Origin of the sequence: Latilactobacillus parasakei (genome assembly GCF_049674265.1) — a bacterium.
GTDB lineage: Bacteria > Bacillota > Bacilli > Lactobacillales > Lactobacillaceae > Latilactobacillus > Latilactobacillus sakei.
Map to the genome: position 1 here is coordinate 94,212 of NZ_CP186861.1, position 15,957 is coordinate 110,168.

The window sequence follows — 15,957 nt, forward strand, 5'->3', positions numbered from 1 at the left end:
AGAGAGAATCATATGAAATGGTGGCAAAAAGCAACAGTTTATCAAATTTATCCACGGAGTTTTCAAGATTCAAATGGTGATGGTATCGGTGATATTAACGGGATTATCCAACGCTTAGATTATTTACAAGATTTGGGGATTGAATTAATCTGGCTAACACCGATGTATGTCTCGCCAGGTCGCGACAATGGGTATGATATTGCGGACTACTATCAAATCGATCCGATTTTTGGGGATTTAGCTGATTTTGAGCGTCTCTTGAAAGAGGCCCATCAACGTGGGATTAAAATTATGATGGATATGGTGGTCAACCATACCTCAGACCAACACCGTTGGTTCCAAGAAAGTTTGAAGGGCAAGGACAATCCTTATCACGATTATTATTTATGGCGAGATCCAGTTGATGGTCATGAACCGAATAATTGGTTATCTAAGTTTAGTGGTAGTGCTTGGGAGTATGTCCCTACGCTAGATCAGTATTACTTACATTTATATGAGAAGCGGATGCCTGATTTAAACTGGCGCAATCCGCAATTACGTGAAGAAATCTATCAAATGATGCAATTTTGGGCTGATCTAGGGATTGATGGTTTGCGGTTAGATGTCATCAATAATATTTCGAAGGATAAAGATTTTCCAAACGATACCTTTGAAACACCAAGTGATGATGGCCGTAACTTTTATACTAATGGGCCGCACGTCCATGAATATATTCATGAAATGTACGAACGTGTCTTTGGGCCTAACAATTTTGTGACAGTTGGTGAATTATCATCAACGCCCGTTTCAGAAGCGATTCGGTATACGAATCCAGAACGCGAAGAACTTTCAATGGCGTTTACCTTTCACCACGTCAAAGTGGATTATACGGGTGGTAAAAAGTGGACACTAGGGCAATACCGGTTATCTGATTTGAAGCGGATTTTAAGTCAATGGCAAACTGAAATGGCAGCGGGCGGTGGCTGGAACGCACTATTCTGGTCAAACCACGATCAACCCCGGGCGATTTCACGGTTTTTAGACGACGGTCAGTATCGGGATCAATCCGCTAAGTTATTGGCATTAGTTGAATTTGGTTTACAAGGCACACCGTATATTTATCAAGGGGAAGAAATTGCGATGAAGAACGCTAATTTCACTTCGATTGATCAATATCAAGACGCAGAATCGATTAACGCATATCATCAAATGTTAGCTGATGGTATTAGTGAAGATTTAGCAATCCAAATCCTGCAACAAAAATCGCGTGAAAATTGTCGGATTCCAATGCAATGGGATATGACAGCTAATCACGGCTTTACAACTGGCACACCTTGGTTGCAACCGGTTGTTGCGGATGACTATTCGGTGGCGACTAAAGCACAAGCGCCTGACAGTGTCTTTGCCTTTTACCAACAATTAGTAGCGCTACGTAAGACTGAACCAGTCCTCATTGAAGGCCAGTATCAATTATTGGCACCGGAAGATGAAGCGGTTTATACTTATCAACGACAGTTAGGTGATAAAAAAGTCCGTGTGATCGCAAACTTTACAGATCAAACACAACAACGCGCTAACGCAGCCGTTAAAGCGGTGATGATGAGTAATTATCCAGACCACCAATTAACGGCCGACCAAATCATATTGCGACCATATGAAGCCGTTATGTTAGAAGTTGAATGAAAAGAGGATAAGAATGATGTTTAAATTTATGAAAAAAGCACCTGCGGGCCAACTAACAGCGCCAGTCACAGGTCACTATTTACCAATCGAAAAAGTAACGGACGAAGTATTTGCTAGCAAGGCAGTTGGTGATGGTTTTGCCATCGTGCCGGACGAAATGACGAATACGATTAATGCGCCAGTTGATGGCGTGGTTAGTTCAATTTTTCCAACCAAACATGCGATCTTGATTAAAACGAAACAAGGTGTCGAAGTCTTGATTCACATGGGAATTGATACAGTTGAATTACAAGGTGCACCGTTTGAAATGCAAGTGGAAGCTGATTTTAAAGTAAAAGCTGGCGAACCACTGGTGACAATCGACTGGGCACAGCTAAAAGCAGCGGATAAAGCCAATACAATCATGGTCGTCAGCAGCAATGCGACATTCACACCAACCGAACCGCTACCAGCAGCAGTGACGACGGATAGTGTCATTGGTCAGTTCGATTTAATGGCGGAATAAGGTGTTATATGCGCGCAATTATTATTGAATCCGATGATTTCGGGATGACTGTCCCGATTTCACGCGCGATTATATTGGGGTTAAAGCGCGGGTTGCTCTCGGCAACTAATGCGCAAGTCACGTCACCAGCTTTTGCAGAAAGTGCGGTTTTGGCCCAGCAAATGGGGATTCAGGGGATGGGCCTCCATCTCGTACTCGACAAGGATGTACCAATTTGTGAGCCACAAAGTCTCCCCAGTTTGGTGACGACAACTGGCCGACTGGCGAGCTATGCCAATTTGCAAGCACGTGCGCAAGAACTTGATATCAACGAGGTCAGACGTGAATTTCAAGCTCAGATCGATTGCTTTTTAGCGAGCGGTTTAAAATTGACTCATCTGACTTCTCATCATTTTATCGCCACTTTAACGCCTGCCATTTATGCGGTAGTGCTTGAATTGGCTGAGACTTATCATGTCCCGCTACGTCATGAAGTCACTAAGTTACCGCAAAAACAGCAAATAGCCTATCAAGATTTGTGGCAAAAGAGCACGGTCAAAACGACTGGTGCATTAATCACGGCGCAACAAGGGCCATACTTAACACCCGCTGATATTCACCACCAATTATCGTTAGTTGACCAAGCGGTGTTACCGGTTATTTTAAGTCATGTCGGGTATTTATCTAGTGTTTTAAGGCAAAAAAGTAGTTTAACGACTAACCGCCTGCTTGAGTTGGAAACGCTAAAAACGTTACAAAGTACGGCTTATTGGCAAAAAAACGGCTGGCAATTAATTGACTATCCGGTAATAGGAGTGAATGACAGGTGAGGCAGTATCAACATTTAACGGTTTTAGGAGATAGTATCACCGATCAACGAAACCACTATGCGCATCAATGGTATTACCAATGGTTGGCGGACTGGTTAGCGATTCCTAAGACCACCAATCTCGGTATTTCCGGCTCAACGATTGCCCAACCGTACGATCCAATGGTCAATCGCTGGCAACAGATACCAACTGAAACAGATTTATTATTAATCTATGCTGGTATCAATGATTTTGGTCGCGATGTCCCGTTAGGCCAACTTAGCGACCAAACAACCGTGACTTTTTATGGCGCGTTGCAACAGATGCTCGGTCAGATTAGTAAACATTATCCGCAAGCAACGATTTATTTTATATCGCATGTCAAAATTGGAACGGATTTTTTCCCAGCTATCAATCAAAGCGGTTATCGCCAAGTCGATTATGAAAAGGCAATTGTCCAAGTCACCGAATTACTAGGCATTCGGCACATCAGTCTCTTTAATCAAAAGGCATTATCTTTTGCCGATGCGCAACAAGCAGAAGCCTTTAGTCTCGATAGCTTGCATCCCAATGATGCCGGTCATGAAAAGATTGCCCGGTTTCTGATAAATAAAATTAATCATTAAAAAAAGCCTTGGCACAAAAATCACTTTTGTGCCAAGGCTTTTTTAGTTATTTAAATTTAGAAGAGTTGGCCGATACCGTAATGAATAGCCATGGTGACTAGACCGATTAGAATGTTTCGAATAATTGAGACTTTGACCTTGCCATCACCCAATTTAGCACTGATGTAAGCTGTAATAGAAACCGCCACAGTAACGGCGATGATGGTCCCCGCCATTTTGTAGGCTTCAGGGAGAATGATCATAGCAAATAGTGGGAAAACACCACCGAAGGCTGCGGAGAAAAGAGAAGCAAAGGCTGCTGCCCAAGGATTCATATAATGGCCGAGTTCTAAATCGTATTTAACGTTGACGATGGTCGCTAAAGGTTTTTTCGACATGAGATCTTTGGCAATCGCTAGTGAGGTTTCTGGTGTAACGCCTTTTGATTCGTAGAAGGATTGCACCTCTTTGATTTGGCCTTCCTTATCATGAATTAAGCGTTGCTGTTCAATAGCAACGGCGGCCTTTTCAGTATCGCTTTGAGAACTAACGGAGGCATATTCGCCAGCGGCCATTGAAAAGGCACAGGCTAGTAGGTCTGCTAAGCCAGCGATAAAAATCGTGAAATTATTAGTTGTGGCGGCGGCAACACTAAAAAGTACGCCAACGACGGTTAAAATCCCGTCATTGGAACCTAAAACACCAGCCCGTAATGTATTCATTTTTTCTTCCATTGTTTGGTGGGGCTTTTCAACTGAAGGGGCAGTTGTTTTTGAAATCGACATAGAAAAGGATCCTTTCGAGAAAAAATAATTGTGTGTTTTAAAAATCAGCTAGGCAAGCGTTTATTGTTTGAACAGTGTTCCAATTGCGTAAGTGACAATCATTGTTAATAAACCAGAGATAACGTTTCTAATAATGGCTTTGGGCCGATTGGCTTTACCGAGGGCAGCGGCACTATAACCAGTAATGGCTAGGGCAATCATCACCGCGATGATAGTTGCGATAACGCTAATACGATTAGGGAAAAGGGTAATTGCTGCTAGTGGCAAAATAGAGCCAATCGGAAATGAAATAAATGAGGCAATCGCAGCTGCGTAAGGATTCGTGAAAGCGTTGGGTAAAAAGCCGTATTTTTCTCGGATAACAGTTGTTAGGGGATCAGCCGTCATCATTTCTTGGGTGGCTTTCGTCGCTAATTCTGGGGCAATACCCGTTTTAATGTATTTTTGACGGACAAAGGCGCTTTGTGATTCATAATTACTTTTGAGATTGAGTTGTGTATTGAAAATTGCCATTTCTTGCGCATCTTTTTGCGTGCTGACCGAAACGTATTCGCCCATTGCCATTGAGATAGTACCGGCTAACATACCGGCAATCCCTGAGATAAAAATGGCGAAGTGATTGCTAGTGGCACCGGCAACCCCAATTACAATACCAGCAACGGAAAGAATGCCGTCGTTGGCACCCATCACACTAGCCCGCATAACATTAATTTTTTGAGCAAGAGATAATTTCTTAGTCACAATGAAGCCTCCAATAACCTTTATTACTTTATAATTATTATAAACTACGTCTTGTGATACTTCAACCGATTACTTTTAAATTGTGCAAAATTGAAATGTTATTTAAAAATAAGCTTGCCTTATAGTCCACTAGAAGGTGTATTCTACAGTTACTGAAGCAAAGGAGTGTCAATCATGAGTAAAATATTAGTATTAGGTGCGGCAGGCCAAGTCGCACAGCTGGTCATTCAAGAATTATTAGCAGCTAAGCAACACGATTTAGTTTTATATTTACGGCATTCCGAACGGTTGGCCACTTTAAAAACAAATCCGCATGTGACAATTATCGAAGGCGATGTTTTAGATCAATCGCGATTAACGTCAGCCTTGAAGGGGATTGATATTATCTATGCTAATTTAGGTGGCAAATTTGAACCCTTAATGAAGACTGTTGTTCAAGCGATGACTGCGACCGGTGTCAAACGGTTGATTTATATCAGTGGGTTGGGTCTTTATCATGAAGTACCGGGCGAATTTGGTGCGTGGAATGAACGCGCTGTAGGTCACGATGTCATGGAAGATACACGTAGAGCGGCAACAATCGTTGAACAATCGCCATTAGATTACACAATTTTACGGTGTGCTTATATGACAGATGAACCGATTGTTGATTATGAATTAACGGAAAAAGGCACACCATTTAAAGGAACGATTATTTCACGACAAAGTATCGCCAAGGTGGTGGTAGATTTAATTAATCAACCAACCCTTGGTATTCGCGCAAGTTGGGGGATTAATCAGCCCAATACGGACGGCAATCGACCAGCTTATTAAAAGGAGGCGTCTATTTTGGCAGAAAAACATTATAAAATTGGTGAGTTTGCGGCCCTAGTGGGGTTATCAACCTACACGTTACGTTATTATGAAGAACAAGGCTTAATCAAACCGCAACGGGATGCAGCCGGGTTACGCTATTACACATTAGAGGATGTGAAATGGGTCGGTTTTATCCTCCATCTAAAAGGGACCGGGATGCGGATTACCGAATTACAGAACTATGTTGAACTGCGAGCTCAAGGTGATCCAACGATTGAGGCGCGCAAGGCGCTATTGCAGCAGGTTAAAGCACGGGCCGAAGCCGAGGTCGCTGAATTACAAGCTAATTTGGCGATTATGGGGCATAAAATTGATTGGTATGATGGCAAATTAGACCAGTCGATAGATCAATCAGAAAGCTTTGAGACCTATTTACAACGATTTGAATCATAATAAAGTGAGGTTATTAAAATGGTTAAAAATGAACAATTAAAAACAGAACAATTATTTACAGTGGGTGAACCAAATGTGGCTTACCAAGACTTCTTTGTTGGGCAAAGTTATTTATCAATGTTGGTTAACGAACCAGATGTGAATGCTAATGTTGGCAATGTCACGTTTGAACCAGGTTGTCGCAATAACTGGCACATTCATCATGATGGTTATCAAATTTTGTTAGTCACTGGTGGTGAAGGCTGGTATCAAGAAGCTGGTGAAGCAGCGCAACATTTGGTGCCTGGTGATGTGATTGTCACTAAAGACGGCATTAAGCATTGGCATGGTGCCACTAAGGACAGTTGGTTTAGCCACATCGCAATTACAGCTGGGACGCCTGAATGGCTAGAAGCTGTTTCCGATACCGATTATGATGCATTAACAAACTAAAGGGAGGTTTTAAAATGGCAAAAAAACAAACGGCAGGCCGCGATTTATTGGGTGACTTTGCACCTAAGTTCGCTGAATTAAATGATGATGTTTTATTTGGGCAAGTCTGGTCACGAGAAGCAGAACTACCGGCGCACCAACGTAGTTTAATTACAATTAGTGCGTTAATTTCAGGTGGTAATTTTGAACAGCTGCCAGCACATCTGAAAATCGGTAAGGACAATGGCATTACCGAGGCAGAAATTGTCGAAGTCATTACGCACCTGGCCTTTTATGTCGGCTGGCCAAAAGCTTGGTCGGCAATGAACGCCGCTAAAGCAATTTATCGGGCTTAAAAAAGTATTTAAAAAGTGTCGCTCAATTTAATTTGAGCGACACTTTTTTTGAGTGAATTGCTAAGGTGGGTAACTATCTTTTTTAATTGGCCTAGTTCAGCGCTTGCATTAGCGTGCTAACGGGCATCTTAGAAATCACAGTTTGAGAGCTACCATATTTTAAATTAAATACAAGAGTTTAAATTTTAAAAGCCTGCGTGTACTATATATAGTGTTGTTAATTTGTTTTATACACCAATATATAGGAAACGGTGTTGACAATCCGAATAAATAACTAATTTGAGATGAAGAGGGTTTTTGATCAATGCAAGATAGTCGTGCAATCGCCAGTGTATTTAATCCAAAGTGGTATATCCAACAAATGAAGGGCTGGACAACAGCTAGTTATGGCTTATTAATGTTTGGTTTGGGGTTTATTTTAGCTGCCACAGTTTCAGGTGGACCCATTAATAGTGTTTCAATTTTAACGATGTTTGCGGGCATGTTAGGTTTTACATGTACGATTAGTATCACTAATACAAAACCCTTAAATGGTGTTTTTGGGATTATTTCTGCGTTAATCTACATTATTGTGGCTTACAACGCTAAAAACTATAATGATATGTTATTACAAACGGTCTACATTATTATGTTAGATATTCCGGTCTTATTGATGCCAGATTGGGCACAAAATGTCGACAAAAAAGTCCGTGGTCTTGCGAGTCGTGGTAAGGGTCTTCGTAACTGGGTACTGACGTTATTATTCTTCGCTGCTTCAGTAGGGTTGTTATATCTCTGGGAAAGTCATATGACAGATAGCCCACGGCCGTTGATTGATAGTGTTGCCGCTTCGGTTGGCTTTACTGGTGCGTTATTGACAACGTTACGTTTCAAGGAAAGTTACTACTTCTGGTTTATCCAAAGTATTGTCTCAATTACTTTATGGGGTATTACAGCAATGCAAGGTGGTTCTAACTGGGTTTTATTCTTCACGTACATCTTGTACTTATCAAACGATTTAGTGTCATTTTTCGATAAGAATGTTGTTTGGTTCCATCCAAAAGAAACGATTACTGAAAATTAAAGCATCAAAAAAGCATCCTAACACGCGTTAGGATGCTTTTTAATTTGAAAATATTAGAGTTCAACGCCATTTTCTGCAAATAACTCTGGCAATGTTTTAAGTGATTGACCATCGTATTCTGCAAAGAAATCAGCGACGCTGTATTCTTTGCCGGCAGGACGAGAAGCATCATAGCTTGCGCTAATTGATTCTGTTAGCTTGCCATCTTTGATAGTTAATTCTAATTCTTCAACAGGGATACTACGTTTGTCAGTAATTTTAGCATCGATTAAGAATGGGCGACCTGCTTTTGTGACTTCAAGGGCTTTGTCAAAAGCGGCAGGTAATTCTTTAGAAGAACGAACTGTGATTGATTCAACGCCCATTGCTTGAGCAATCATTGCGAAGTCTTGATCTTCGATGAAGATTCCTGAGTAATCCATTGGTAAATCATCTTGTTCACTCTTAATGAAGTTTAATGAGGCATTAGAAGTGATGATATTGATGATTGGCAATTGATATTTCTTTTCGGTAATTAAATCTTGCATCACCATTGAAAAGGCACCATCACCAGCAATATTGAAGACTTGACGGTCTGGGTAGCTGAGTTGACCAGCTAAGGCACCAGGGACACCTGAGCCCATTGAAGCAAAGAGGGCTGAAATCACCCATTTATTCTTAGGTGTTAAGTTTAAGTGGCGGAAACTATTGATAATATTATCACCAACGTCGATTGAGAAGACAGCATCTGGTTCAGCAATCCGGTTGATTTCTTTATAGATTGGTTCAAATTCAAGTGGATCAGATGGCCGGTTGGTTAAGTCATCAAGATAAGCTTGCCAGTTCTTCATGTCAGCAACAGCAGCTTTGAAGAATGGACTTGGTGCAGCAGCTTGACTACGCGCAATTACTTTTTCAACAAAAGTGGTTGCATCTGACCAGATACCAAAGTCTAAGAAATGATGACGGCCAAATTGTGCTTCATCGTTATCGATTTGGATGAACTTGAAGTCATGTGTCCGGTAAATTAAGTTGGCAAATGGGAAGTCAGCACCGATGGCAATCACAAGATCACTGACGGCCATGATTTCATCGGCCGCCTTTGAAGCAGCCCGGTTAGCCATCCCTAAGTTACCTTCATAACTATCAGGCACTAAGCCTTTTGCAAGACCAGTCATGACGATTGGAATTTGTAATTTCTTTGATAGTTCAACGAGTTTGTCGCCGCCATCTTTAATCCCACGACCGACGTGGATTACAGGGCGTTTTGCGTCTTTAACCATTGCCAAGAATTGATCAACTTCTTCGTCAGTCGCAGCAGGGCCGGCAACTTGTTTACGATCTGTTGGTGAGCTTGAGCTGTATGGTGTGTCTGGAATTTCAACGTAACCAAAGTTATTAGGAATGATGACAACTGCGACACCCTTGTGTTTATAAGCTTCACGGATAGCCTTATCAACGACATATGGTAGACTTTCTGGCGTCATAACGAGTCGGTTATAAACAGAAACGTCATCAAACATTGGGTTTTCATTAAATTCTTGGAAGTAATTGTAGTTCATATTCGTACTTGGGACTTGGCCAATTAATGCTAAAACAGGTGCGTGATCTTCTTTAGCATCATATAAACCTGTTAAAAGGTTTGTTGCACCAGGACCAGCAGAACCAAAAGCAACCCCAATTTTACCCGTTAATTTAGCATCAGCAGCGGCAGCAAGTGCACCAACTTGTTCGTGACGCACTTGGATATATTTAAGTCGATCTTGTTCGATCGTTAACGCACGCATTGTTGAATTAAATGAGCCACCAGGATAACCAAAAACGTGGTCAACTCCCCAAGATTCAAGAACACGAAGCATTGCAACGCTTGCTGGAATAGTTTTTTGTATTTCAGTATTTGTACCAGTCATAGTAAAAGAACTCCTTTAAGTGAATTAACTATTTAGGTTGTGTGCAACCTTATGACATATAATTTAGCACACGTTGAAATCGATTACAAGCGTTTCGCTTATTTTATCAATAGACTGAACTGATTACTGGTAGTTTGAGAAAATAAAATAACAAGTATCCCGTCTTCTGAGCATTAGTCAGCGCTAGGAATACTTGTTATTTTTTTAGGCATTAAGATAATTGAGGAGTGTTTCAGTTGTTAGTTGTTGTTTTGCCACTGCGTCAAAATCAGCGATTAATTGACCGGCTTTTAGCACTAAAAGTCGGTTACCATAACGGAGGGCATCTTCCAAATCATGGGTAATCATCAAACAGGTGAGTTGATTTTCCCGAATGGTTTGATCTGTAAAAGTCATCAATGCCTGGCTTGAAACGGCGTCTAAGGCCGATGTATGCTCATCCAATAGTAGCAATTCGGGTTTTTGAATCGTTGCCATCAAGAAGTTTAGGGTTTGGCGTTGTCCACCAGATAAGGCACTGACTGGTCGATTAAGCTGTTGTTCTAGATGGTTGGGTAACGTTTTGGCGAGGGCCTTAATTTTTGGTAATTGCTGTTTTAGGCGACGGGGCAACAAACGGCGGCGTTGTCCACGGCGCATGGCCAATAGGATGTTTTCGGCGACGGTCATATCAGCGGCCGTCCCTAGTTTGGGATCTTGATAAACGCGACTAATTAAACGTGTCCGCTGTTGGGCAGATTGCTTGGTAATCTCTTGGCCATTAAAAATAATTTGACCACTAGTTGGCGTTAAATCACCAGCAACAGTGTTGAAAAAGGTTGATTTACCAGCACCATTGGCCCCCAGTAGCACAACGAATTCTCCGGGGTTGATGTCGAGGCTTAACTGGTCGAGTAATTGTTTTTGGTCATTGTCATCAGTGATTTGATAACTTATTTGGTTTAAAGTCATACGAGGCGTCATTTAGTGGTCATTCCTTTCTTTTGTTGCGGTGCAATGATGAAGATGGCGAGGATAACAGCTGAGAATAGTTTGAAATCATTAGCGTTAAAGCCAAGTTGGAGAACCAACAATAAGATTAAACGGTAGACGATACTCCCAAGAATAATGCTGATTAATTTAGAGATGAAGTGGCGACCAACCAATAGTCGTTCACCAATGATGATGGCGGATAAACCAATGACCATCACGCCGATGCCCATATTAACGTCTGCAAAGCCGTTATATTGGGCGACTAAGCCCCCTGCTAAAGCGATGAGACCATTAGAAAGGACGATTCCGATTGTCTTAGTCCGTTTGACGGCGATGCCTTGAGAAAGTGCCATTGTCGGATTATCACCAGCGGCAATGAGTGCTTGCCCGAATTCAGTATAGAGTAATAAGGCAAGGGCCAACATCGCCACGACAATAATGATGAGGTTCAAAATTAGTAGCCGTTGATCGACAGTTAATTGTTGTAAAAAAGGCAATTGGTAGAGATTATGTTGGTCACCGATTGCAAGATTTGCTTGGCCCAAAATACGTAAGTTAACCGAATAAAGACCGGTTAGCGTCAAGATACCGGCTAAGAGGCTCTGAACGTGAAAATAATTGTATAAGATAGCGGTGACTAATCCGGCAAGACAACCGCCAACAAAGGCAACGAGTAGCGAAAGGGCAATGTTGTGTTGTTGTAGCATGACGGCACTTAATGCCGCGCCTAGTGGGAAGCTACCTTCGACAGTCATATCAGGAAATTTGAGAATCCGGAAGGTAATGAAGACCCCTAAACTAAGTAAACTCCATAATAATCCTTGGTCGATGGTTGAAATAATGAGGCTCATTTGATAATCGCTCCTTTTTCTTTAGCGGTTTTGACAAGATTTTGAGGAATGGTGATGTGTAAGTCTTTGGCCTTTTTGAGATTTAAGACAAGGTGGCCTTTACGTAAATAGCGAATGGGTGTTGAAGCGGGTTTTGAACGACCGCTTAAAACGGCAGCGGCCATTTTGCCGGTTTCAACGCCCAAATCATATTGACTCAAGCCAACAGTGGCAAGCCCGCCGTCTTTAACCATCGTTTCAGCCGAAGGAAAGACTGGTGTTTTAGTTTTATCGGTAACGTGGACAAGTGTGCCCATCGCACTGGCAATTGTGTTATCGGTCGGTACGTAAATTGCGTCAACTTTAGGGGCTAGATTTTGGCTGACCTGTTCAAGATCGTTGACGGAACTAAGGCTCGCATCAACGACTTGAAGGCCTTTTTGTTCAGCGAGTTGCTTGAATAGGTGCATTTGACTTGTTGCCGAGTTATCACTGCTAGAATATAAGATACCAACGGTTTTGAGCTGCGGCATGATGGCTTGCATTAAATCGAGTTGTTTTTGAATGGGTGCTTGATCGGAAACACCGGTGATATTGGCACCGGGATGTTGATTATTTTGAACGAGGTTGGCACTCGCTGGATCAGTAACGGCCCCTAGGATAATTGGGAGTTGTTTTGTTGCGTTAGCCAGGCTTTGGGCGGCCGGTGTGGCAATACCGATAGTGACCTTAGCTTTTTCGGTGACAAACCGGTTGCTCATTAGACGCAGGTTACTTTGATCGTTTTGTGCGTTTTGAAAATCAATTTTAATATTTTGATGATTATGATAGCCGGCACTCGCTAAACCTGCGACAATGCCGCGGTGGATTTCGTCAAGTGCGGGATGGGATAAGGGCTGTAAAATACCAACGATTGGCAAATCAGGTTGGTGGGCTTCTTTGATTTTTTTGATGCCTAGTAGTGTGAGTAAACTACCGAAAATTAAGATGAGTGGTAAAAAACGTTTTAGTTTAGACATTGACGAAAGCTCCTTTAACGTGCTTTTCAGCCCATACTTCTGCGGTTAGCTACGTCCCGCAAACGAACGATTACATCGTTCATTCACTGGACTAGGCTACTCCTCAAAGTATAACCAGGCTGAACGCACTTATTTCTCAAATAAAAAAGTCCCCCACATAGTCATGTAGGGGACAGAAAAAGCCTACATGGATTTCCTCGAGTAAAATCCATGTAGGCTTAAAATTCAATCGATTACTGATGAATGGCCGCATGGATACAATCAAAAGACTGTATCCCACGACGGTATACAATCTCACTTAGCGGCTTTGCCAACGAATATTCAATTGTACTAAGTGAGTGTTTGTCATGTTCAGTAACCTCCGTTTTATTTGATGTTGAAAAGTATAGCGGCTTGCCAGAATGAAGTCAAGGCCTTTAAGAAAATAAATTCTGAAAAGAAACCAAAACTTGCGTGAAAAAGGGGGGAATCTGGCTTGCATTTTAGCCTTAAAAAAGCTAAAGTTATTAAGTATACTTGTGTTTTAAAAACAGGAGGAATAGACTACTATGGCACATATTTCATTTGATGCATCACGTTTGGACAAATTTGTTCAATCAAACGAACTTGCAGAAATGCAAGCAATGGTTAATGCTGCAGATTCACAATTACGTGAAGGAACTGGCGCAGGCAACGATTTCCGTGGCTTCTTAGATTTACCAGTTAATTACGACAAAGATGAATTTGCACGGATTAAAGAAGCTGCTGCTAAGATTAAGAGCGATTCAGAAATCTTCGTTGCAATTGGTATCGGTGGTTCATACCTCGGCGCTAAAGCTGCAATTGATTTCTTAAACAACACGTTCTACAACATGCTACCAGCAGAACAACGCGATTTCCCACAAGTTTTATTCGCTGGGAACTCAATTAGTTCAAGCTACTTATCAGACTTAGTTAACTTGATTGGTGACCGCGATTTCTCAATCAACGTTATCTCAAAATCAGGAACAACAACGGAACCTTCAATTGCTTTCCGTGTCTTAAAAGATAAGTTAATCAAGAAATATGGTAAAGAAGAAGCTAAGAGCCGGATCTACGCAACAACTGACCGCGCTAAAGGTGCTTTGAAGACTGAATCAGATGCAGAAGGCTATGCAGAATTTGTTGTGCCTGATGATATCGGTGGTCGTTTCTCAGTATTAACAGCTGTTGGTTTATTACCAATTGCCGTTGCTGGTGGCGATATTGATCAATTAATGAAGGGTGCCGCTGACGCACGCTTAGAATATACAGATACAGACGTTACTAAGAATGATGCATACAAATACGCTGCATTACGTAACATCTTATACCGTAAGGGTTACACAACTGAATTATTAGAAAACTACGAACCAACATTGCAATACTTCTCAGAATGGTGGAAGCAATTGATGGGCGAATCTGAAGGTAAAGACCAAAAAGGTATCTACCCTTCAAGCGCTAACTTCTCAACTGACTTACATTCATTAGGTCAATACATCCAAGAAGGTCGTCGTAACTTGATGGAAACTGTTGTTAACGTTGAAAAACCTAACAGCGACATTGACATCCCAGCCGACGAACAAAACTTAGATGGTTTAGGTTACTTAGAAGGCCACACAATGGACTTCGTTAACAAGAAAGCTTACCAAGGTGTTGTTTTAGCACATACTGATGGTGGCGTTCCTGTTATGACCGTTAATATTCCTGATCAAACAGCCTACACATTAGGTTACATGATCACATTCTTCGAATTAGCAGTTTCAATCTCAGGTTACTTGAATGGTATTAACCCATTCAACCAACCTGGTGTTGAAGCTTACAAGAAGAACATGTTTGCTTTACTTGGCAAACCTGGCTTCGAAGAACTTGGTAAAGAATTAAACGAACGTCTATAATTCAAGACTGATATTTTTGAAAAAGCGACTAAAATTTATTTTTAGTCGCTTTTTTAGTGCAAAAAAAGAGTTAGGCTCAATCTGATTGCTGAGCTAACTCTGATTCGTTTACATTATTCAAATGTCATTTCATTGACCGATTCTTCTAGGCCTTCTAAGACCTCATTTTGTTCGATGAAATCGACCCACGTTTGGTACTCATCGGCATGTTCACCCCGAATGTTAAAGGCCATCTTCTGTTGAATACTAGCGATAAATTCGGCAACCATCTTATCGACGGCGCGATCAATCTTAGCATCGTTCCAACGTTTGGCGGGTTGGCGTTTCATATTTTTTTCATTTTGATAATCGAGACTTTTATCGCGAAAGGTATCGAGAGCCCGTGAGTTTGCTTCGAGATACTCTAATAAAGCTGCATTATTCATTGAATTCTCCTTGAAATGTGTCTAATAGGCGGCTAACAACGATTTTAATTCTTGTTGTGCAGCCGCCGTATCTTGTGAAACGGTAAATGGTGTGGGCGTTGTATCTCTACTACCGCTGAATGGGGCTAATGCGAAACCGTCTGTTGTGTTTGTTGGTTGCCCATTCCCCGTTTTAAGTTCGTAAACCACACCATTATCGCCTAATAAATATTTACTAATAGGGCGGTTCATGTTCATATTGCTAGCATAGTTTCTAGCGTAGGAATCATATAGTTGTGAATCGATACCGGTTGTGCCATCTAATGCTGTGTAAAAGACACAACCACCAACTGCTTGAATGGGGTAGTGGCGCCCATCACCTTCACCGTGTTGAACTAAAATTCTTCCATCCGGTGTTTCGGCGTACCAATCACCAGGATCATCAGCACCATGGTCAAAGTACCAGTCACTAACAGCCATATTACCAACTTCAGCACGTTGACCGGCCCACTCTAAGAAATCATGGGTGATTGCTGCTTTTTGACTGTCGGTATAAGAGTGAGTCGTTTCTTGTACGGCATGACTAGTCGTTGACGAGGAAGTAGTGGTTTTAGAAACCATTTCTGCAGAAGATGATTTTGAATGAGCAACCTGTGAGCTTTGTTGAGCTGAGGATGATGTTGCTGAGTGCGTACTAGGTTGTTTTGCTTGGCAAGCTGTTAGTAATAAAAGACTAGTGCCGAATAATAGTGTTAGTGTTTGGTGCTTTAACATGATAAATCCT

18 protein-coding genes are annotated in these 15,957 nt (G+C 41.7%); 10 read left to right on the top strand and 8 right to left on the bottom strand.

Translation table 11 applies throughout. The features are described from left to right. The first annotated feature begins 12 nt into the window (after nt 1–12). The 4 genes from ACPBEH_RS00445 to ACPBEH_RS00460 are packed head-to-tail and all read left to right on the top strand — an operon-like array spanning nt 13 to nt 3,581. Nucleotides 13–1,662 (top strand): alpha,alpha-phosphotrehalase, encoded by a 1,650-nt coding sequence (locus ACPBEH_RS00445; RefSeq protein WP_424349325.1) that lies wholly within the window; start codon nt 13–15, stop codon nt 1,660–1,662. Between the two features lie 13 nt (nt 1,663–1,675). Next, the gene (locus tag ACPBEH_RS00450; RefSeq protein WP_424349326.1) at nt 1,676–2,167 is read left to right on the top strand and encodes a PTS sugar transporter subunit IIA; all 492 of its coding nucleotides are present in this window, start codon (nt 1,676–1,678) and stop codon (nt 2,165–2,167) included. Between the two features lie 8 nt (nt 2,168–2,175). Further along, complete coding sequence (locus tag ACPBEH_RS00455) at nt 2,176–2,976, top strand: ChbG/HpnK family deacetylase (RefSeq protein ID WP_424349327.1); 801 nt, start codon at nt 2,176–2,178, stop codon at nt 2,974–2,976. Beyond that, nucleotides 2,973–3,581, top strand: a complete 609-nt coding sequence (locus ACPBEH_RS00460) for an SGNH/GDSL hydrolase family protein (protein WP_424349328.1) — start codon at nt 2,973–2,975, stop codon at nt 3,579–3,581. The genes ACPBEH_RS00455 and ACPBEH_RS00460 overlap by 4 nt, the downstream gene beginning before the upstream one ends. A 56-nt stretch (nt 3,582–3,637) precedes the next feature. Here ACPBEH_RS00460 and ACPBEH_RS00465 read toward each other — a convergent pair whose 3' ends face one another. Next, entirely contained in the window at nt 3,638–4,345 is a 708-nt protein-coding gene (locus ACPBEH_RS00465; RefSeq protein ID WP_424349329.1) for a VIT1/CCC1 transporter family protein, read from the bottom strand. 60 nt (nt 4,346–4,405) lie between these two features. Next, complete coding sequence (locus ACPBEH_RS00470) at nt 4,406–5,086, bottom strand: VIT1/CCC1 transporter family protein (protein WP_424349330.1); 681 nt, start codon at nt 5,084–5,086, stop codon at nt 4,406–4,408. 174 nt (nt 5,087–5,260) lie between these two features. Between ACPBEH_RS00470 and ACPBEH_RS00475 the strand changes: the two genes are divergently transcribed. The 5 genes from ACPBEH_RS00475 (at nt 5,261) to pnuC (ending at nt 8,164) form a co-directional block, all read left to right on the top strand. Then, entirely contained in the window at nt 5,261–5,899 is a 639-nt protein-coding gene (locus ACPBEH_RS00475) for an NAD(P)H-binding protein (protein WP_424349331.1), read from the top strand. A 15-nt stretch (nt 5,900–5,914) separates the two neighbouring features. Continuing rightward, nucleotides 5,915–6,334: a MerR family transcriptional regulator gene (locus ACPBEH_RS00480; RefSeq protein ID WP_424349332.1), complete on the top strand. Its 420-nt coding sequence runs from the start codon at nt 5,915–5,917 to the stop codon at nt 6,332–6,334. Between the two features lie 18 nt (nt 6,335–6,352). Beyond that, nucleotides 6,353–6,766, top strand: coding sequence for a cupin domain-containing protein (locus tag ACPBEH_RS00485; protein ID WP_424349333.1), 414 nt, complete (start codon nt 6,353–6,355; stop codon nt 6,764–6,766). Between the two features lie 14 nt (nt 6,767–6,780). After that, the gene (locus ACPBEH_RS00490) at nt 6,781–7,101 is read left to right on the top strand and encodes a carboxymuconolactone decarboxylase family protein (protein WP_424349334.1); all 321 of its coding nucleotides are present in this window, start codon (nt 6,781–6,783) and stop codon (nt 7,099–7,101) included. A 304-nt stretch (nt 7,102–7,405) separates the two neighbouring features. Continuing rightward, complete coding sequence (gene pnuC / locus ACPBEH_RS00495; protein WP_424349335.1) at nt 7,406–8,164, top strand: nicotinamide riboside transporter PnuC; 759 nt, start codon at nt 7,406–7,408, stop codon at nt 8,162–8,164. A 53-nt stretch (nt 8,165–8,217) separates the two neighbouring features. Here the strand turns inward: pnuC and spxB are convergent, their stop codons facing one another. The 4 genes from spxB to trpX form a co-directional block, all read right to left on the bottom strand. Next, entirely contained in the window at nt 8,218–10,053 is a 1,836-nt protein-coding gene (spxB, locus tag ACPBEH_RS00500) for a pyruvate oxidase (protein WP_424349336.1), read from the bottom strand. Nucleotides 10,054–10,257: 204 nt separating this feature from the next. Next, entirely contained in the window at nt 10,258–11,016 is a 759-nt protein-coding gene (locus ACPBEH_RS00505) for an ABC transporter ATP-binding protein (RefSeq protein WP_424349337.1), read from the bottom strand. Continuing rightward, nucleotides 11,013–11,876 (bottom strand): ABC transporter permease, encoded by an 864-nt coding sequence (locus ACPBEH_RS00510; RefSeq protein WP_424349338.1) that lies wholly within the window; start codon nt 11,874–11,876, stop codon nt 11,013–11,015. The genes ACPBEH_RS00505 and ACPBEH_RS00510 overlap by 4 nt, the downstream gene beginning before the upstream one ends. Then, nucleotides 11,873–12,874, bottom strand: coding sequence for a tryptophan ABC transporter substrate-binding protein (gene trpX / locus ACPBEH_RS00515; protein ID WP_424349339.1), 1,002 nt, complete (start codon nt 12,872–12,874; stop codon nt 11,873–11,875). The genes ACPBEH_RS00510 and trpX overlap by 4 nt, the downstream gene beginning before the upstream one ends. A 548-nt stretch (nt 12,875–13,422) precedes the next feature. Between trpX and ACPBEH_RS00520 the strand changes: the two genes are divergently transcribed. After that, entirely contained in the window at nt 13,423–14,769 is a 1,347-nt protein-coding gene (locus tag ACPBEH_RS00520) for a glucose-6-phosphate isomerase (protein ID WP_424349340.1), read from the top strand. Nucleotides 14,770–14,882: 113 nt separating this feature from the next. Here the strand turns inward: ACPBEH_RS00520 and ACPBEH_RS00525 are convergent, their stop codons facing one another. Together ACPBEH_RS00525 and ACPBEH_RS00530 are read right to left on the bottom strand one after the other, a co-directional pair. Beyond that, entirely contained in the window at nt 14,883–15,194 is a 312-nt protein-coding gene (locus tag ACPBEH_RS00525) for a hypothetical protein (RefSeq protein ID WP_424349341.1), read from the bottom strand. A 21-nt stretch (nt 15,195–15,215) separates the two neighbouring features. Continuing rightward, on the bottom strand, nt 15,216–15,947 hold the full coding sequence (locus ACPBEH_RS00530) for a hypothetical protein (protein ID WP_424349342.1): 732 nt from the start codon (nt 15,945–15,947) through the stop codon (nt 15,216–15,218). Nucleotides 15,948–15,957: the final 10 nt, after the last annotated feature.